Here is an 18,322-nt window from a genome sequence, read left to right as displayed (position 1 = left end):
CGCTTTTGAAAATAATTCCTCTGAAACTTCTGGAAATTTGTTTTTTGAGAATTAATTGACTTTATTTGTTAACACTTTGGGGGATTAGCTCATTTGGCTAGAGCATCCCGATGAAAAATCGGGAGGGTGATAGTTCGAATTCTATTTCTCAACAAACGGGAGATTAGCTCATTTGGCTAGAGCGTCCCGATGAAAAATCGGGAAGGTGACAGTTCGAATTCTATTTCTCAACAAACGGGGGATTAGCTCATTTGGCTAGAGCGCTACGCTGGCAGCGTAGAGGTGATCGGTTCGAATCCGATATTCTCCACTAATAATTTAAAAATACCCAAGCAGATACTGATTCTGCTTGGGTATTTTTTTTAATATACATTTTATGTTTTACATCTACATTATATATTCAAAAACCTTAGACAAATACTATGTTGGTTCCTGCCAAAATATTGAACAGCGTTTACAAGATCATTTAAATAGCAGAAGCAAATTCACAAAAGTTGCGAAAGATTGGGAATTAAAATATTCTGAGACATTCTTTACAAGAAGTGAAGCATATAAAAGAGAATTGCAAATAAAAAAAATGAAAAGTAGAAAATATATTGAAAACCTAATAGGAACAAAAGGCTAGAGTATCCCGATGCATCGGGAAGGTGACCGGTTCGAATCCGGTATTCTCCACAAAAAAACCGTATTACTCAATTGTAATACGGTTTTTTTTTATGACTTTGAATCAAAATTTTTCTACATTATTTGGTAACAGGAACAAATGGAAGGTTAGTCAGCTCTTTGATAACAAAAGTAGATTGTGTACTTGATTTGTCTAACATACCGTCAGAAGTTATAGTATAAAGGTTATTTAACGAAACACCATTTTCATATGGCACTTGAAATTCGGTAATTTTTACCAAATCACCGTTAACATCATACACCTCTATTTTATAAGTTCTTCCATTTCCTGTATTTGTTGTCCAAAAATAAGCATCGTTAACTTTGTCACCTGAACACAAATAATCACTTACAATCTGTTCGCTTGTAAAAACAATTGGGTTAGGAGTTTTGTTCCATTCATAATCTCCCATTGTATATGAAATTTGACCACAAAACAATTTAGCTGTATAGCCTTGATTTTTTAAGTCCTCTGCAAAACTAAATAATGAAATCAATCTTCCATTTAAAGGTTCTAATTCAAATTGAATAGCATCATTTTCTCCAGCAACAACATTTCTACTAATTGTCGCCTTAGATTTATAAACAACTGAAGGTGTTTTATTTAAAAGTCTTTGAGATATTGTATTTAAAGATTCATTTTCACTTTCAATAACTGGTCCCGTCTGATACCAAGCTTCTGAGGCTACATTTGTTGTAGTTAATACCGAAAACTCTGAAGTCCCAGTTTTCAAATTTCTTAGAATAAAATCGCTTTCAGCTCCTACTGTACCATTTTCAACCAAATTAAATACATTATCATAAGAAACACCTGCATTGACAGAAGTAACTACAACACTTTTTATTTCAACAGGCAATGTATTTCTCAAAACATCTTTTCCAGATAATTTTAAATTAGAATTTACAAAGCCAATTTTCATACTTCCTTCTTTAGATTCTCCAGTTCCAACTGGATCTGAATCGTCACTTGTACAACCTATAAGACTTAAAAATAGGACTAACCCTAAAATTGTTTTTTTCATGATATTTTTTTTAATTACCTGGTAAATATATAATTAAAAACAATATTGCGATTACGTCTTTCCGTAAGCCATGACATAAAATAAAAACAATAGGTTAATTATTTCTCATTAGCAGAATCATCTGCATCTACTCTATCTTTTTCTGCTTTTTTAAAATCGTTGTTTAGCAATTTTTCGAGTTTCTTTTTCTCTTTCTGATTTTTTCTGATTGTCAGCACAACAAGAATAATTACCAAAATTGCTACAACTCCTATTATATTCCAATTGATATCCATAATTCAAATTTTTAATTAAAAGTAAATAATTAAAAACATCTTTCATGTTATCAAACAGTTAAGCGTTTTATTTTTTAATAGAACTTATTCTGTCACAACTAAAACTTTTGAAAGATATTTCTTTAAAATTGTTTCTTATTTTTGCACATCTCCAATTATTCAAAAGAGAATATTGACAACAATCGTAAGTCCTTAAAAATGAACCAGACATTAAAATACAAAATATTCGCATTCATAAAGAAACCTCTTATAATTGCAGTTTTACTCTTTGTTTTTACTTTCGTAGAAATCTATTGGTCAATGGGAAGTTTTTCTGACAAACCATCGAGCGCTTGTTTAGATTGTTCTTTTTTTGACGATGTTTATTTAATGACTTTGTTTTCTACTGTTTTCTTATCAATAATTTTTCTGGCTCTTTCTTTTATTAAAAATAACAATCTAAAAAATTTGCTTCAAGTACTGATTGTAATTTCAGTATGGTTTTTCTGGAATTATACTCTTTTTGTAGATCGAGAATCTGCTTGGAGTACGTATCTTTTTAAAGAAGAAATAATGTATACCATTACATTTTCTTTCTTCCCTATTTTAATCCTATCTCTCGCTACAGTATTTACTTTAAACTATATCTTTAAAAAAATATGAGTTCAGGCAAAAAAACATTTTTACGAATCTACTTTATTATCTGCGCTATTTTTGTGCTCGATTGTCTTTTGTATTACTTTAAAGAAATTAGTCTTCGCGGTTATTATAGCGATGTATTTTTATCATGGCTTTGGCTACTAAGCAGTTTTGTAAGTATAATTGTTTTTTGGAAAAAACTCTTGGCAAAACTTTTCTTAGCAGCAATACTGGTAACATTCGCACTGAGCATTATAGCCATGATGCTTCCTTTTTATACTTTATTGCTTTCAAGCACATCTTTAGGTTTATATCAAAATAAAAATCTCAACGAAAATTACAGAGCACAAATTGTGGGCTACGGCGTAATGGTTCAACCCTGGTTGGAAGTAATTGAAAAGAAAGGTTTGTTTGAAAAAAGAATTATCAAATGCACCGATTCTGAGATCATGAATGATAATTTGGATATCAAAATCAGAACCGCAAAAGATATTCTTTTTAAAAAGGAAACCGATAGCACGCTGACTTTGACGCTCTATTATGGTGGACCAAACAAAACCATTACTTTCCATAAAAAGACTGGAAATATTACGGCAATACAAAACAATTAATTGTATAACTAAAACTATCTATATGCGTTACTTAAAATTTTTACTTCTTGGATTGTTTCTAATGCTTTCTTTCAAAGGCATTTGTCAAGATAAAATTTCGCAACAAGTGCTCGACCGTCTAAAAGCACAGCAAACCTGTTGGAACAATGGCGATCTTGAAGGTTACCTTGATTTTTATGCTCCCGTAGATTCGGTTCGAATGATTTACAGCGGTGGTGTGGTATACGGAAAAAACAATATCGCCGATTTCTTTAAAAAATATTGGCCAAAAGAAAGAATGGGAAAATTAACTATGACCGATTTTGTTGTTGAACCTCTTTCTAAAAAAGATGCTTTTGTGAGCGCAAAATTTAATGTCGACGCTCCGAATGGCAAAAATAGTTCTGGTAACTTTTCAGGAATAATGCGAAAGATAAATGGCGTTTGGTATTTGTATGTCGATCATTCGGGATAGAATAATCAAACAAAACTATTTAGATCATCATCAAATAAACTTTAACAAAACCCTAAAATCATGTCTGAATTAAGTTCTTTATACTGTAAAGTAAAAATAACCAAACCTCAGCTGGAGAAATTTTTAAATGATGCTCCCGAAAATGCTGAACTAAATGAAAATTGGCTAAAATGGTGGGACAGCCGTAGAATGTACTCAAAACCAGACTTGACCATAGAAGATCTTGAAGCTTACCGTAAAAGCAATAATCAAGAAATTCTTGACATCTGGATGAACTATCAAGAAGCGATGGCATTTTCTGATTATAACGAAACTACAGAAGAATGGCAATGGGGAATGATATTTTTTAGTGAAAATTATGTCGAAATGTTACCAATGTTTACTTTCATAATTAGTCTCAAAAAATATGTAAGCGAAAGTCCAGAAAACATGGCAGTTGTTTTTCCTTTCTTTTGGGGAGACACTGATGTTCATGCTTATATTCATTTTGAAAAAAGTAACGCCATTTTAAGTCCGACAGTACAAACCACTAATGATATTGATCCTGAAGTACTGAACTTGACAAAAGATTATCTCAACAAAAAATGGGATAATCTGGCAAATAATATGGACTTTGACTAAGCCATAAAAATTAGATCTTTCGAAAATCAATTACAAAAATGTAAGAAGCCATTCCCAAAAGGAGTGGCATTTTTGTTGAAAAATAATTCTGCATATCAAGCTTTCTTGTCTTAAAGTGACATAAATAAATCTTTTATGAGCTATACTCAAAATTAAGCAATCATATTTTTGCAAATTATTCGTCACACTATCAAATAATTACCTACAGAACCATTCAATTTTAAATATTATGCGCCCAGGCATGGAAATCTTCATCAACAAAAAAACAGTATATATTCGAATAATTCTGTATTTGTCTTTCGTTATTCCTTTTGTTTCAAAATCAATTGAATCAATTCCTATGACTTACGAAGAAAATGATTGGGAAAAACTTTCTCATGAAGCAACATTCAATAAAAAAGAATATAAAATCAGTAAATCAGATTTTATTCTTGGAGGTACTTTTTTTGAATTTCCAAATTCTGACAATGATAATAAAATGGCTCACATAAGGTCAAATATTAGGTGGAGAAACAATGAAATTATCATTTGATGTGATTGAAAGAAAATAAACGTTCTGTGATTTCGCAACTCTTAAAAATTCCCATTATATATCATAAGCAGAACTTTTCCTTCCACTAAAACTAAAGAAACAAACCAGTACTAACTATGGCCAAAATTGTGGTCTCACCAAAAGTTAAAAACCAAAAATGATACAATTTACTCTAAAAAGAAAAGAAACAGGCGGTCAACGCACCTATGACGTAAGTAAATGCAGCTATTCTATAGCGGCAGGAAATGAGTCACCGATCCTTCATATTAATGTGAGTATGCTACATGGTATGGATATTTTTTTATTGGAAGAAATAGCCCAAACTATAAATGAACAAAAATCTCTGCCTATTGATTCTTTTAGCAGCTATCGCAAAGCTCAGGAAGCTCATTTAGAAGCAGAAGTTATTTTTTTATCTTCTGCAGGATATCCTCTTAGAAGATTAAATTTCTTAAACATACGCCTGGAAAGTTCTTTCTCTGAATCATTGTCAAGCTACACAGGATCTGAACAAATAAATACTGCCTTGGAATTCACATCGGATAAATTTGAAATAGAGAGAATAAAGTTCTACAAACAAAACCCATAAAAAGTCATTCTAAATATCAATTGTAAATACTTCCTGAAATTTCACATGTAAAACATTTATAGCGATTCAAGACTGCAAACCGCTATTAAAAATTACATTTTTGTCTGGCTCAAGCAAAGAAAGATAAAGTTGAGTATTTAGAAAAATTATTGAAGGTGAAATAGTTTTCGATTACGATATAAATTAAAAAAGCCATTTCTGGAAACAGAAGTGGCTTTTATATTTTATTTGCTTAAAATAACTTTGCTAGCTCTCTTTCAACAATTTGCCTTTTAGTTTTGTTTTTCATACAACTTATGACAAATATATCTTTGAGAATAGACTGTTACACTTTCAGGCCTTGATTAATTGAATTCATTCATGTTCATAACGCGTTACTTCAATTCTCAATAGTTTGTTGTATTATTTTAATGGTTATGTTTTTTTGAGAGCTATCTTTAGCTCTAGGCTGAAAGCTTGATATAGCACACTATTTAATTAAAAACCCCATCCTTATCGACCCATAAAAATATCCTGAATTAGTATCAATTCCAGGATCATTCAGTTCTCTTCCTCGATAAAGGAAAGAATACGACATATTGAAGTTATTGTGTCGGTATTTCAAACCAGCTTCTGCATTAAATCGAAGTGGTTCTAAATCGAAAGTAATCGGACTTGTATTATTAAACATGCTTCCTTCGATAGTAGCATCGTAAAACTGATAATTGACACTTGGCGCAGCGTAGAAATAAAACTCTCTAATATTTGGCTGTGCATTTGCACTTACCGAAGCATTATACATGTTAGAGTCGTACATTGGAAGCAGTTTTTTAAAACCAAATCTCGCCATAAATCCTGTTGAAACCCCAGAGAAAATAGTTCCCAGATTGCCTTCTGACTGCCAATGAAAATCAACAAAATCATTATGCTTTGAAGGAAACAGTTTTTTAGAATAAATAGCATGAACTTGCAATGCCAAAGCATTATGAATTTGGTTTTCCCAACCGTACACCTTTTTGTAGCCAATCATGTTATGAAAACCTTTTTGTAATTCTTCACCAAACGCATTTGGTCCGAGATAACCAACTCTAAAATCTGTCTTTAAAACCGATTCGCTCTGGTAGAAAAAGCTTTTTCCTGCTTCGGCAAAAAGATAACCTGCAAAAGGGCGATCATTTATTGTAACCGCTTCTTTGTTTATAAAACGTGGATTATAAAGATATTGCCCTATTCTAAATTCTGTAATTTCTTTGTTGATTTTCTCGTTATTATTTTTAGATAAGAATCGAAAAAAAAATTCCAACCCATTAGTATAATACATATCATATTTAGACGATGTGTACAAATCGTTATCAGATATAAAACCTATTTCTTTAGTTTTTCCTTGTCCAAAAGTTAACGTTGTCAAAATCAGAAAAGCAAAAAGCGCTTTTTTACTTCTTTTCCTCTTTACCATTGTAATTGATTTTTCCAACATAACGCATTTCACGAACAATTCGTTCTTTTCTTCTATTAATATAACTTGATGAGCCTGTAGCTTTAAATTTTCTTGGGTTTGGCAAAATCGCTGCAATTCCTGCCGCCTGCATTGGTGTTAAACTCGAAGCATCGCGTCTGTACCAATGTTCTGTTGCTGCATAGGCACCGTAAACTCCATCACCCATTTCGATACTATTTAAGTAAACTTCCATAATACGCTCTTTACCCCAAATTATTTCTATTAAAACCGTAAAATAAGCTTCAAGTCCTTTACGGAAATAACTTTTTCCCTGCCATAAAAAAACGTTTTTAGCTGTTTGTTGCGAGATGGTACTTCCGCCTCGAATTCGGCGTCCGCGCTCATTGCTTTTATATGCTTTTTGAAGTGCTTTAAAATCGAAACCATTGTGAGTTAAAAAAGTTCCGTCTTCGCTGGCAATAACCGCTTTTTGCAAATTCATTGAGATTTTTTCAATCGGTTCCCAATCATGATCAAAATAAACTTCTTTACCGGCCATTTTATTTTCGATGGCACGAATAAGCATTAAAGGTGTAAATGGCACTGGAACATATTTAAAAAAGATAACCGACCCGATAGAAATTCCGAAAAACCACAAAGCGGCTTTAATAAAAAACCATTTTACTTTTTCTCCAAAAGAACGATTCGATTTTTTTGAAGAAGCTGTCTTTGGTTTTGGTTTGTTTGCAGTAGTTTTTGGTGCTGGTTTTTTGGTTACTTTCATTCTATTAAATCTGCTAATTCTGTTCCTATTAAACTTCCTATCGCCACTCCCATTCCGCCTAAACGCACTCCACAGAACACATTTTCAGAAAGTTGGGTTACGACAGGATTCTTACTATTTCCTATTCCCATGATACCGCTCCATCGGTGCGCAATCTGAAAATCCTGATTTGGTAAAATTACATTTTTCAGTAAATCTTCCAATCTATTTTGAATAATTTTCGTCTGTCCAAATTCGGTTGTTGTTTCTCCTTCAAAATCAAGATTTCTTCCTCCGCCTAACAAAATACGGTCATTTATATTTCTGAAATAATAATAACCACGATCTAAATGAAACGTTCCTTTAATGTCTAAATTGTGAATCGGCTCGGTAATAAGCACTTGCGCTCTTGCTGGTTTTACAGCGCCATTGGTCAATTCACTCGCAAAACCGTTTGTTGCGAAAAGTAGTTTTTTAGTTTTAAAGCTAAAATCGTTTACCGCAACTTCAACATGATTTCCTGCATCAGCATACGATTTTACGGTTTGCTGATTTAAGATTAAAATATCTGCCGAAACAGCTTGCTTCAATAATTCCTGCATCATGTTTCCAGTATCTATTTGTCCTTCAAACGGATTAAAAATTAAATACTCGTGAATATTTTGAAATCCAAATCGGTCTACTTCTTTCGAAAAAACATCTGCTTTGAAAAGTGGCTTTAAGATTTCATTTATAAACGGAATTTTAGAAATGCATTCGTTAAATCCAAATTCATCTTCTTTTAGAAATAATTCATATCCGCCATGAGGTTTAAAATCAATTGCCTGATCGCCTAATCTTTTACGAAGCAATTGAAGACCTTTCCAGCGTTTTTCAATCAAATGCACAACATCATCTTCTGAATGCTTTTTTAAGTCATCCATAATTTCAGACAAACTTCCAAAACAAGCAAAACCTGCATTTTTGGTACTGGCACCTTGCGGTAACATTCCACGTTCGAGAACCAAAACTTTAGCAGCAGGAAATCTTTCGCGTAAGCGTAATGCTGTATGCAAACCCACGATTCCGCTTCCAACAATAGTATAATCAATATTCGCAAACCAGTTTTTTAATTCCCAATAGCTTAGTTCCATTTTCAGAGTTTTTATAAAAATAATAATTTTTTTGAACCATATAAGTAATTAAAGTTCATTTAAAATCTTTGTCAGGTTGAGCGAAGTCAAAGCCTCTCAACTATGTGATCTTCGACTTAGTTCAGGGTGACAGTAATAAACTTTAACAAAATTTGGGATTTGGGATTTAACAATTTGGGATTTAAAAGTTGTATTTTTAGCGCACAAAAAAATAGAATAAATAGATTATGAAAAAAGTATTATTAACAACCTTAATAATGATGAGTTTAAACGCTATCGGACAGAACGTTATGTCTCCAGAATTGTTATGGAAATTAGGTCGAGTGACTCCACTTGGAATTTCTAAAGATGCAAAAAATATAGTTTTTAAGGTTTCTACTCCTTCGGTTGAAGAAAACAAATCAAGTTCTAAAATTTACACTATTCCTGTAGATGGTGGAACTGCCGTTGAAATTAAAGACACAAAAGACATTCTGGCTGATAAAAACGTTTCGCCTGACGGAAAATTTGTGGTTTATAATGATGAAGTAAAATTAGAAAAAGTTTTAGGTAAAGATTTCTATCCAAGTCTTGGCAAATCTGATGCTCAAATTTATGATGGTTTAGATTATCGCCATTGGGATACTTGGAATGAAGGAAAATTTAACCACGTTTTTTATAAAGAAAACAAAGACGGTGCAAAAGGAATCGATATCATGAAAGGTGAAACTTTCGATTCTCCACAAAAACCTTTTGGTGGTGACGAAGATTATATCTGGTCGCCAGACAGCAAAAGCATTCTTTACGTTTGCAAGAAAAAAGCAGGAACTGCTTATGCTATTTCTACCAATACAGATATTTATGAGTATAATTTAGAAACTCAAAAAACAACAAATAGAACTGAAGGTAATTTAGGTTACGACACAGCACCGCAATTTTCTCCAACAGGAAATTTAACTTGGCTGCAAATGAAACGTGACGGTTATGAAGCTGATAAAAACGACCTTATTGTTGAGTTTAAAGGAATCAAAACTAACTTAACTGCAAACTGGGACGGAACTGTAGATAATTTTATCTGGAGCAAAGACGGCAGAACAGTATTTTTTGTTGCACCAGTTGATGGAACAAAACAAATTTTCTCGGTTAATTTTCCTGGTTTAACTAAAATCGCGATCAACGTTCGTCAATTGACAAACGGTGATTTTGATGTAAATGATTTAGTAGGTTTTGCTGGCGATGATATTATCGTGACAAGAAACGACATGAATCATGCTCCAGAAATTTATTCTTTTAATTTAAAGAAAAACAGCTGGAAACAAATCACAAATGTAAATACAGATACCTACAAAACTTTGGCATTAAGCAAAACAGAAAAACGTTACGTTACTACAACCGACGGTAAAAAAATGCTGGTTTGGGTGATTCTTCCTCCAAATTTTGATGCTTCTAAAAAATATCCAACTTTATTATTCTGCCAAGGCGGACCTCAAAGTGCGTTGACACAATCATATTCTTTCCGTTGGAATTTCTCTTTAATGGCTGCTAAAGGTTATGTAGTTGTGGCTCCAAACCGTCGCGGAATGCCAGGACACGGTGTTGAGTGGAACGAACAAATTAGTAAAGATTGGGGTGGACAAGTTATGGACGATTACCTTTCTGCAATTGATGATGTTGCAAAAGAAAGTTATGTTGACAAAAGCCGTTTAGGTTGCGTTGGTGCTAGTTACGGAGGATATTCTGTATTTTATTTAGCTGGAATTCACAAAAACCGTTTCAAAACTTTTATTGCTCACGATGGAGTTTTCAATACCGTTTCTATGTTAGGAACTACTGAAGAGGTTTTCTTTAACAACTGGGATTTTGGCGGACCATATTGGGAAAAAGATAATGCTGTAGCACAAAAAGCATATACAACTTTTAATCCTGCAACTTTGGTTCAAAACTGGAATAAGCCAATTTTGATTTTCCAAGGGGGAAAAGATTACCGTGTGCCAATCGGACAAGGGCAAGAAGCTTTTCAAGCGGCTCAATTAAGAGGAATCAAAAGTAGATTTGTGTATTTCCCAGACGAAAACCACTGGGTTTTAAAACCACAAAATGCTCAGGTTTGGCAAGGTGAATTCTTCAAATGGTTAGATGAAACTTTGTAATTCATAAAACAACATTTTTAACAGCCGCAGATTTACATAATCTGCGGCTGTTTTTATTTACGCACCTTACAATTATGTAACATATTGGTTAGATTTACTCTTCGTAAAACAGATTTTTTTAGATAAATTGCAATGTTTTAATAATCCCGAATTCCCTCAAATCTTTCAGCAAAATATGGAGACCAAAAAAAGTTACACCGCAATCAAAGTTTTGTTTAGCTATGTTGCATTATTGGCTTTGGTTGTTACAGTTGGATGGTTTCTTTATTCTGAAAATGTCGTTTACAACAAACTCGAAGATAAGATTGCTTTAGAAAAAACCAAAATTCTTAGAGTCAGCAGACTTTATTCTAATGTTTACAAAACAGAAAGTTTAGCGAGACAGACAATTCAAAATAATTCTGAAAAAGATTTTAAAAATTATCTGATTGAAACCGACTCACTTCGCAAACGTATCGACACATTAAAACAAATTGTTACTACAGAATACCAAAAAACACTTTTGGATAGTGTTACTTATTTCTTGTCCGAAAAGACAGAGAACATCAAACAGTTAAGAGAAATCAAGAATAAAGCAGATGATGAAACTTCTGTAAATAGCGCTATTGATGAAATCACTAAAATGGAGTTTAACTTAAGAAAACTCGAACTTCAGGATTTCACTAAAAACCCAAATCAGCTCGGAAGTTATCAGCGAAGTGTTTTACAGCAATATGTAGATTATTTAAATTCGAATATTCCTGATGACAGCACCAATACATTAAGCAAAAAAGCTTCTGATTCTATTTTAGCTAATTCTAAAAAGCTTTTGAGTTCGGTAAAACTGAAGGCCGAAAAGAAAAAAGAATCATTGAATTTTGAAGAAAACAAACTGCTTCAGAACGAAATTGCCATTTCGGATCAGCTTAGAAAAATACTTCGAATTATCGAACGAGAAATTATCATCAATTCGATCAAAAACAATTCATTAAAAGAAAAATCATTAAAAAGAGTCAACGAGATTGTAACGGCTTCTGCAGTTATTGGTTTATTGTTGACAGTCTTTTTCTCTATTCTAATTGTTAGCGATTATTCGAAATCTCAAGTATATAAAAAACAACTCGAAATTGCGAACTTCAAAACTAAGAATCTGCTAAAGAGTCGCGAACAATTAATTTCGACCGTGAGTCACGATTTGAAAACGCCTTTGAGTACAATTGTTGGTTATTCTGAACTATTAGGCAATTCAGATGTCAATACCAAACAATCGTATTTCATTAAAAACATTAAAAATTCATCTGAATATATTACGCAGCTCGTTCAAGATTTATTGGATTTTTCGCAAATCGAAGCAGGAAAAATTTCGATAGAAAAAGTTCCATTTTCGTTACCCGAAATTATTGAAGATGTTGCGAGAAACATTCAAACTGTTTACAAGCAAAAAGATATTGATCTTATCATCAATATAGACGAGCAATTTCAGAAACGTATTGTTGGCGATCCATTTCGTTTAAAACAAATCTTAACCAACATTATCGGAAACGCATATAAATTTACCGAAGAAGGTCATATTAGAATTGCCGCTTACGCGAATGACGACCAGTTTTTCACGATTTCGATTCAAGATACTGGAATCGGAATTGAAAAAGCCAATCAGAAATTGGTTTTCGAAGAATTTGCACAGGCAAATGAAGGCATTGAAAAGAAATACGGCGGAACTGGTTTAGGCCTATCAATTTGCCAGAAGATTATTTCTATTTTAGGCGGTAATTTAAGTTTAGACAGCATTTTTGGAAAAGGAAGCACATTTATTATTCAGTTGCCTTTATTATTTGATAATAGCCAAAATAATCCTACTGTCGAACTTAAACCTAAGATGCCAAGAAACACCAAAAAACAGACTTTTATTGTCGTTGATGATGATATTAATCTTTTAAATCTAACAAGTGGTGTTTTAAGACAAGAACAGCATCATGTTTTTTCGTTTACTAATCCTGCCAAAGCTTTAGAAATAATTAAGACTACGCCTTTTGATTTTGTTATAACCGATATTCAAATGCCGGAAATAGATGGTTTTATGTTTTTAGAAAAACTTAGAGAACTTCCTGATACGGTTTTCAAAAATCAGCCTGTCATTGCACTTACAGGACGTACCGATTTGGATCTTTCAGTTTATAAAAATGCTGGTTTTACTACGGTTATAAAAAAGCCTTATTCTCCAAAAATTTTGCTTGAAACGATTCAGCATATTTTAGATCACGAAGAAATTCCTGAAATCGAATCTACAGACCATGATAATAAAAACGCTTCTCAAATATATTCTCTAGAAACTTTGAAAGATTTTCTAGGTCAAGACGAATCGGCTTTAAAAGAAGTTTTAAAATCTTTTATAGAAACAACAATTGAAAATTTAGGCTATTTGAAAATTGCTGTTCAAGAGAAAAATCATGATGAAATAAAGTCTATTGCACATCGTATTGCTCCAATGTTTAAACAAATTCAAGCTAATAAAATTGGCGAACTTTTAAAAAATTTAGAGAAAGAAAATTTAGACACAATTGATATACAAGCGGCATATGTAGATTTAAACGAAAGAATTAAAGTTCTTTTTACGGAATTGAAGCAAGAGATTTAATACTAAAAAAAAAGCAGTCTAAAAAGACTGCTTTTTTTATTCGATATTATATTGTTTCAATTTATTATAAAGTGTTTTTCTAGTAATTTTAAGAAGTTTTGCCGCTTCAGATTTATTATTTTGTGTTTTTGACAAAGCACTAATAATAGTTTCTTTTTCGTTTTCAGATAATGAAAAAACTTCATTTGCCGCAGGTTGTTGTTTCTGAATCTGGAAAAATTCTGCCGGAAGCACATCGCTTTCTATAAAATCACCGCGAGTCAAAAGAGTTGCACGTTTTACACAGTTTTGCAATTCACGTAAATTTCCTGGCCAAGAGTAATTTTGAAAAATAGAAACCACTTCTGGAGAAAACCCAATTACATCTTTATGCAATTGTTGATTGGCTTTTTCTAAGAAATAATCTGCGAAAATCATTAAATCTTCTCCGCGGTCTTTTAAAGATGGTGACTGAATTGAAAACTCATTGATTCTATGGTATAAATCTTCTCTAAAATCGCCGTTTTTTACTGCCTCACGTAAATCTTCATTTGTAGCCGTAATAATGCGTATATCGACGTTTATTTCTTTATTGCTTCCTACAGGCTTAATTTTTCTTTCTTGAAGCGCTCTCAATAACTGTATTTGATTTTCGTATGAAAGGTTTCCAATTTCGTCCAAAAATAAAGTTCCGCCATTTGCTGCTTCAAAATATCCTTTTTTATCGCTGATTGCTCCGGTGAAAGATCCTTTTAAATGTCCAAAAAATTCACTTGCGGCTAATTCTTTCGGAATCGCTCCACAATCGACTGCAATAAAATTATTGTCTTTTCTTCTGCTTTGCTGATGAATGCTTTTTGCAATAATTTCTTTTCCTGTTCCGCTTTCGCCAATTATCAAAACAGACATATCGGTTGGACTTACCAGCTGAATATGATCTAAAAGTTTTTTAGAAGCTACAGAAATTCCTTTAACAAATTCGTTTTCTCCTGTTGACGCCTGCTTTTTTATCGTCTTTTTTTCTTTTACAGGAGTTTCTTCTTCTTCCGTTTTTGGTGTTTGTAATGCATTCGTAATTACAAGAAGAACTTCGTCTGGATTAAATGGTTTCGAAATATAATCTGCCGCGCCATTTTTAATGGCTTTTACAGCAGTATTTACATCAGAGTAGCCCGTCATTAAAATAACAGGAATATGTGGGTGCGAATTTTTAAATTCAGACATAAGTCCTATACCATCAGAATCAGGCAAGCGAAGGTCTGTCAAAATCAAATCAAACGATTCGTTTTTAACTGCTTCACGCGCTTCTGTCGCAGAAAAAGTAGTTGTTACTTCATACGCTTTTTTGATTAGAAATTTCTCTAATAATTTACAGAACGCAATATCATCTTCTATCAGTAATATCTTCGGCATTTGCTTTTAGGGACTTTTTTGCTAAAATAGTATTATTAAACTTGTTATTTCATAAAATTATGTAAAATATGTAAAAAAAAAGAGATTGCATCACGCAATCTCTTTTTCACCAAAAACATAAATCTAAATTCACCTAATTATATCTTCAACCAGTTACCATTGACATCTGAATAGACAGTAGCCTTCTGGTCTCCAACTGATATTTCAAGTTTGTACTCTTTTTTGTCGTTAACAAATGCTTTATCCAGTTTTGCTCCTGGATAAGCGGTCTGCAACGCTGTCTTTACAGCTGCAGGCACAGCATCTACTGTAACTTCTGTATATTCTGTCTGAATTGTTACAGTTGCTTTAGCGTCTTGCGAAACAGACAATACATTTGCATGCATTGACATGGTTGCTAAAACCACTATTGCAGATAAGATTAGTTTTTTCATGATGCTGATTTTAATTATTTTTTAATGATATTTCCAGAAGCATCTGTAAAAATAGTATACTTCTTTTCTCCACTTGAAATCTCAAGTTTGTACTCATTTTTCTCGTTTTTATAAGCTTTTTCAAGCTTAGTATTCGGGAAAGATTTTTCAAGTGTAGACTTTACAGCTGCTGGAACAGCATCTGCAGATACTTCAGTAAACTCACTTTGAATAAGTACTGATTGAGAAATCGAAACTGCTGGAAGAATCGCAGCATTTACTGTAAGACTTCCTAAAACAATCGCTGCTGATAAGATTAACTTTTTCATAATATTTAGTGGTTTAAATTATTTTTTAAGAATGTTACCAGAAGCATCTGTATAAACGATCGATTTTTCACCTCGAACGGTTATCTCAATTTTGTACTCCTTTTTATCATTAACCCATGCTTTTTCAAGCACTACACCAGGATAAGCTTCATCTAAGCCTTTTTTTACGGCTGCTGGAACTCCATCTACTTCTTTGTATCCATCCTGATCATTTACTGTTTGCACCAATTGATTGGTTGCAACAGGGGTCTCTGCGTTCATCGACAAACTGCCTAAAACAATTGCTGCCGATAAGATTAACTTTTTCATAGTAATAGTTTTTAAGGGTTAGACTTAATTATTTTTTAATCCAAGTTCCATCTGCATTAGCAAAAAGATTTCCTGATTTATCGCCAACAGTTACTTCAAGCTTATACTCAGATTTTGTGTTTTTAAATGCTTTAGAAAGCACAGCATCTGGATACGCTTTTTTAAGAGCATCTGTTACTGCTGCTGGAACTTCTTCCAATTTAATTTCTGTATAATCATCTTGAATAGAGATTGTTTTTACGATTGTATTTGAAATTGGCGAAGTTGAAGCAAATGATGTTAAACCTCCCAAAACGATTGCGGCTGATAAAAATAAATTTTTCATGATAGTTGTATTTTAATATAGTTAATTTGATCTTAGTATTCTTGATCTGGATTTTCACAATACCTTAGATTAGATTATTGTTTGATCCAAGTTCCGTCTGCATTAGCAAAAAGGTTTCCTACTTTGTCACCAACAGTTACGTCAAGTTTATACTGTGCTTTTTCGTTTTTGTATGCTTTAGTAATTACTGCTTCTGGATATGCTTTTTTCAAAGATTCTGTAATCGCAGCTGGTAATTCTTCTAATTTGATTTCAGTGTATTCGTCTTCGATAGAAATCGTTTTTACGATTGTATTTGTTACTTGTGTAGTTGAAGCGAATGAAGTTAAACCTCCTAAAACAATTGCGGCTGATAAAAATAAATTTTTCATAACGTATATATTTAAATTAATAGTTGTTTACGCTTGAAGTAATGAAATTATTATGCCGTAAAAGAAAAGAGCCATGCCAAAGATCATAAAATACTGTTTTTAAAGACTTTACATCAAATATACCAAAAAAAGAAATACCGTGAAAGGTGTGTAAAAGAGAAAATAAGTGTGTAATAAGTAAACACTTAAAGTGTAACCTTTAGAAAAATTTCAATAAATCAAATACCAAATCCCAAAGTTTACAGTAACGTTTTGAGCTCCTAATTTAAAGTTTAGGTTTCCAATATTGGAATTTGGGATTTGAATATTGTAATTAATAAAGGTTCATAAAAGAAAAAGGCTTCCAAATTTGGAAGCCTTTTAATTATTCTGGACTATTCATTTTAAATGTATCCATAAATGCAGTTGTATAATCTCCTGCAATATATTTTGGATCATCCATTAATTGTCTGTGGAAAGGTATTGTAGTTTTCACACCTTCGATTACGAACTCATCCAAAGCTCTGCGCATTTTGCTAATAGCTTCTTCACGAGATTGCGCTGTTGTAATTAACTTAGCAATCATCGAGTCGTAGTTTGGTGGAATGCTATATCCTGAGTAAACGTGAGTATCTAAACGAACTCCGTGTCCTCCTGGCATATGAAGCGTAGTAATTTTTCCTGGTGAAGGACGAAAATCGTTATAAGGATCTTCAGCATTAATACGCACTTCAATAGCGTGTAATTGTGGTAAGTAGTTTTTACCAGAAATTGGAATTCCGGCAGCAACCATAATTTGCTCACGAATCAAATCATAATCAATAACTTGTTCTGTGATCGGGTGCTCAACTTGAATACGAGTATTCATTTCCATGAAATAGAAGTTTCTGTGTTTGTCCACTAAAAACTCTACAGTTCCAGCTCCTTCATACTTAATGAATTCAGCAGCTTTTACAGCAGCTTCTCCCATTTTTGCACGAAGCTCATCTGTCATGAAAGGCGAAGGTGTTTCTTCAGTAAGTTTTTGGTGACGACGTTGAACAGAACAATCTCTTTCAGAAAGGTGACATGCTTTTCCGTAAGAATCTCCAACAACTTGAATCTCGATATGACGTGGTTCTTCAATAAGTTTTTCCATGTACATTCCGTCATTTCCAAATGCCGCAGCAGCTTCTTGACGTGCACTTTCCCAAGCTTTCAAAAGCTCTTCTTCTTTCCAAATTGCACGCATTCCTTTTCCACCACCACCAGCAGTAGCTTTCATCATAACTGGGTAACCAATTTCTTTAGCTATTTTTTGTGCATGTTCGTAAGATTCTAATAATCCGTCTGAACCTGGTACACAAGGAACTCCTGCAGCTTTCATTGTAGCTTTAGCAGAAGCTTTATCTCCCATACGGTCGATCATTTCTGGAGCAGCACCGATAAATTTAATTCCGTGCTCTTGACAGATTTTAGAGAATTTAGCATTCTCAGATAAAAATCCATAACCTGGATGAATTGCATCTGCGTTTGTAATTTCTGCAGCTGCAATAATATTTGACATTTTCAAATACGATAAGTTACTCGGAGGAGGACCAATACAAACCGCTTCGTCAGCAAATTTAACATGCAAACTTTCTGCATCGGCTGTAGAGTAAACTGCAACAGTTTTGATTCCCATTTCCTTACATGTACGAATTACACGTAGTGCAATTTCTCCTCTATTCGCAATTAATATTTTTTTAAACATCTTATTTAAATTAAAAATTACAAATTCCAAT

21 protein-coding genes and 2 tRNA genes are annotated in these 18,322 nt (G+C 32.9%); 11 read left to right on the top strand and 12 right to left on the bottom strand.

Going from position 1 to position 18,322, the window contains the following annotated elements:
* Window positions 1–157 precede the first annotated feature (157 nt).
* The 3 genes from JC605_RS06495 to JC605_RS06485 all read left to right on the top strand — a co-directional run bounded on the left by JC605_RS06495 (window position 158) and on the right by JC605_RS06485 (window position 625).
* Window positions 158–230: transfer RNA gene (locus JC605_RS06495), tRNA-Phe, on the top strand.
* A gap of 6 nt (window positions 231–236) precedes the next feature.
* Window positions 237–310, top strand: a tRNA-Ala gene (locus JC605_RS06490).
* 66 nt (window positions 311–376) lie between these two features.
* A complete protein-coding gene (locus JC605_RS06485; protein WP_198855405.1) occupies window positions 377–625 on the top strand; it encodes a GIY-YIG nuclease family protein in 249 nt (82 codons plus the stop codon).
* A 118-nt stretch (window positions 626–743) separates the two neighbouring features.
* On the opposite strand, the gene JC605_RS06480 is transcribed toward JC605_RS06485, so the two are convergent.
* Window positions 744–1,685, bottom strand: coding sequence for a hypothetical protein (locus JC605_RS06480; RefSeq protein WP_198855404.1), 942 nt, complete (start codon window positions 1,683–1,685; stop codon window positions 744–746).
* A gap of 98 nt (window positions 1,686–1,783) precedes the next feature.
* The gene (locus JC605_RS06475) at window positions 1,784–1,960 is read right to left on the bottom strand and encodes a hypothetical protein (protein WP_198855403.1); all 177 of its coding nucleotides are present in this window, start codon (window positions 1,958–1,960) and stop codon (window positions 1,784–1,786) included.
* A 198-nt stretch (window positions 1,961–2,158) separates the two neighbouring features.
* Between JC605_RS06475 and JC605_RS06470 the strand changes: the two genes are divergently transcribed.
* The 6 genes from JC605_RS06470 (at window position 2,159) to JC605_RS06445 (ending at window position 5,385) form a co-directional block, all read left to right on the top strand.
* Window positions 2,159–2,602, top strand: a complete 444-nt coding sequence (locus JC605_RS06470; protein WP_198855402.1) for a hypothetical protein — start codon at window positions 2,159–2,161, stop codon at window positions 2,600–2,602.
* On the top strand, window positions 2,599–3,189 hold the full coding sequence (locus tag JC605_RS06465) for a hypothetical protein (RefSeq protein WP_198855401.1): 591 nt from the start codon (window positions 2,599–2,601) through the stop codon (window positions 3,187–3,189). Before JC605_RS06470 ends, JC605_RS06465 begins: the two co-directional genes overlap by 4 nt.
* 22 nt (window positions 3,190–3,211) lie before the next feature.
* The gene (locus tag JC605_RS06460; RefSeq protein ID WP_198855400.1) at window positions 3,212–3,643 is read left to right on the top strand and encodes a DUF4440 domain-containing protein; all 432 of its coding nucleotides are present in this window, start codon (window positions 3,212–3,214) and stop codon (window positions 3,641–3,643) included.
* A 60-nt stretch (window positions 3,644–3,703) separates the two neighbouring features.
* Window positions 3,704–4,264: a hypothetical protein gene (locus tag JC605_RS06455; protein ID WP_198855399.1), complete on the top strand. Its 561-nt coding sequence runs from the start codon at window positions 3,704–3,706 to the stop codon at window positions 4,262–4,264.
* A gap of 340 nt (window positions 4,265–4,604) precedes the next feature.
* The gene (locus tag JC605_RS06450; RefSeq protein ID WP_233074034.1) at window positions 4,605–4,796 is read left to right on the top strand and encodes a hypothetical protein; all 192 of its coding nucleotides are present in this window, start codon (window positions 4,605–4,607) and stop codon (window positions 4,794–4,796) included.
* A gap of 157 nt (window positions 4,797–4,953) precedes the next feature.
* Complete coding sequence (locus tag JC605_RS06445; protein ID WP_198855397.1) at window positions 4,954–5,385, top strand: hypothetical protein; 432 nt, start codon at window positions 4,954–4,956, stop codon at window positions 5,383–5,385.
* A gap of 469 nt (window positions 5,386–5,854) precedes the next feature.
* On the opposite strand, the gene JC605_RS06440 is transcribed toward JC605_RS06445, so the two are convergent.
* Genes JC605_RS06440 through JC605_RS06430 form a run of 3 tightly spaced genes read right to left on the bottom strand, consistent with a single transcriptional unit; the run spans window position 5,855 to window position 8,698 of the window.
* The gene (locus JC605_RS06440) at window positions 5,855–6,820 is read right to left on the bottom strand and encodes a lipid A deacylase LpxR family protein (protein ID WP_233074033.1); all 966 of its coding nucleotides are present in this window, start codon (window positions 6,818–6,820) and stop codon (window positions 5,855–5,857) included.
* On the bottom strand, window positions 6,798–7,586 hold the full coding sequence (gene mtgA / locus JC605_RS06435) for a monofunctional biosynthetic peptidoglycan transglycosylase (RefSeq protein ID WP_198855395.1): 789 nt from the start codon (window positions 7,584–7,586) through the stop codon (window positions 6,798–6,800). Before mtgA ends, JC605_RS06440 begins: the two co-directional genes overlap by 23 nt.
* Window positions 7,583–8,698: an FAD-binding oxidoreductase gene (locus JC605_RS06430; RefSeq protein ID WP_198855394.1), complete on the bottom strand. Its 1,116-nt coding sequence runs from the start codon at window positions 8,696–8,698 to the stop codon at window positions 7,583–7,585. The genes mtgA and JC605_RS06430 overlap by 4 nt, the downstream gene beginning before the upstream one ends.
* A 227-nt stretch (window positions 8,699–8,925) precedes the next feature.
* Between JC605_RS06430 and JC605_RS06425 the strand changes: the two genes are divergently transcribed.
* Together JC605_RS06425 and JC605_RS06420 are read left to right on the top strand one after the other, a co-directional pair.
* Window positions 8,926–10,827 carry a S9 family peptidase gene (locus tag JC605_RS06425; protein WP_198855393.1) on the top strand — a complete coding sequence of 634 codons (1,902 nt, stop codon included), beginning with the start codon at window positions 8,926–8,928 and terminating at the stop codon, window positions 10,825–10,827.
* 175 nt (window positions 10,828–11,002) lie between these two features.
* A complete protein-coding gene (locus tag JC605_RS06420; protein WP_198855392.1) occupies window positions 11,003–13,441 on the top strand; it encodes an ATP-binding protein in 2,439 nt (812 codons plus the stop codon).
* Between the two features lie 36 nt (window positions 13,442–13,477).
* Here JC605_RS06420 and JC605_RS06415 read toward each other — a convergent pair whose 3' ends face one another.
* From JC605_RS06415 to accC, 7 genes are all read right to left on the bottom strand, one after another.
* A complete protein-coding gene (locus JC605_RS06415) occupies window positions 13,478–14,833 on the bottom strand; it encodes a sigma-54 dependent transcriptional regulator (RefSeq protein ID WP_198855391.1) in 1,356 nt (451 codons plus the stop codon).
* A 137-nt stretch (window positions 14,834–14,970) separates the two neighbouring features.
* Entirely contained in the window at window positions 14,971–15,267 is a 297-nt protein-coding gene (locus tag JC605_RS06410) for a hypothetical protein (RefSeq protein WP_198855390.1), read from the bottom strand.
* Window positions 15,268–15,281: 14 nt separating this feature from the next.
* Window positions 15,282–15,575: a PepSY-like domain-containing protein gene (locus JC605_RS06405; protein WP_198855389.1), complete on the bottom strand. Its 294-nt coding sequence runs from the start codon at window positions 15,573–15,575 to the stop codon at window positions 15,282–15,284.
* Window positions 15,576–15,593: 18 nt separating this feature from the next.
* Window positions 15,594–15,884: a hypothetical protein gene (locus JC605_RS06400; protein WP_198855388.1), complete on the bottom strand. Its 291-nt coding sequence runs from the start codon at window positions 15,882–15,884 to the stop codon at window positions 15,594–15,596.
* 28 nt (window positions 15,885–15,912) lie between these two features.
* Window positions 15,913–16,209, bottom strand: coding sequence for a hypothetical protein (locus JC605_RS06395; protein WP_198855387.1), 297 nt, complete (start codon window positions 16,207–16,209; stop codon window positions 15,913–15,915).
* A 74-nt stretch (window positions 16,210–16,283) separates the two neighbouring features.
* A complete protein-coding gene (locus JC605_RS06390) occupies window positions 16,284–16,580 on the bottom strand; it encodes a hypothetical protein (RefSeq protein WP_177211835.1) in 297 nt (98 codons plus the stop codon).
* A 364-nt stretch (window positions 16,581–16,944) separates the two neighbouring features.
* A complete protein-coding gene (gene accC, locus JC605_RS06385; RefSeq protein ID WP_198855386.1) occupies window positions 16,945–18,291 on the bottom strand; it encodes an acetyl-CoA carboxylase biotin carboxylase subunit in 1,347 nt (448 codons plus the stop codon).
* Between the last annotated feature and the right edge of the window lie 31 nt (window positions 18,292–18,322).

The sequence above is a fragment of the Flavobacterium sp. IB48 genome, from assembly GCF_016405855.1.
Lineage (GTDB): Bacteria > Bacteroidota > Bacteroidia > Flavobacteriales > Flavobacteriaceae > Flavobacterium > Flavobacterium ginsengisoli.
The sequence above is the reverse complement of the archived record's forward strand: the minus strand, read 5'-3'. Positions and strand labels throughout refer to the sequence as shown.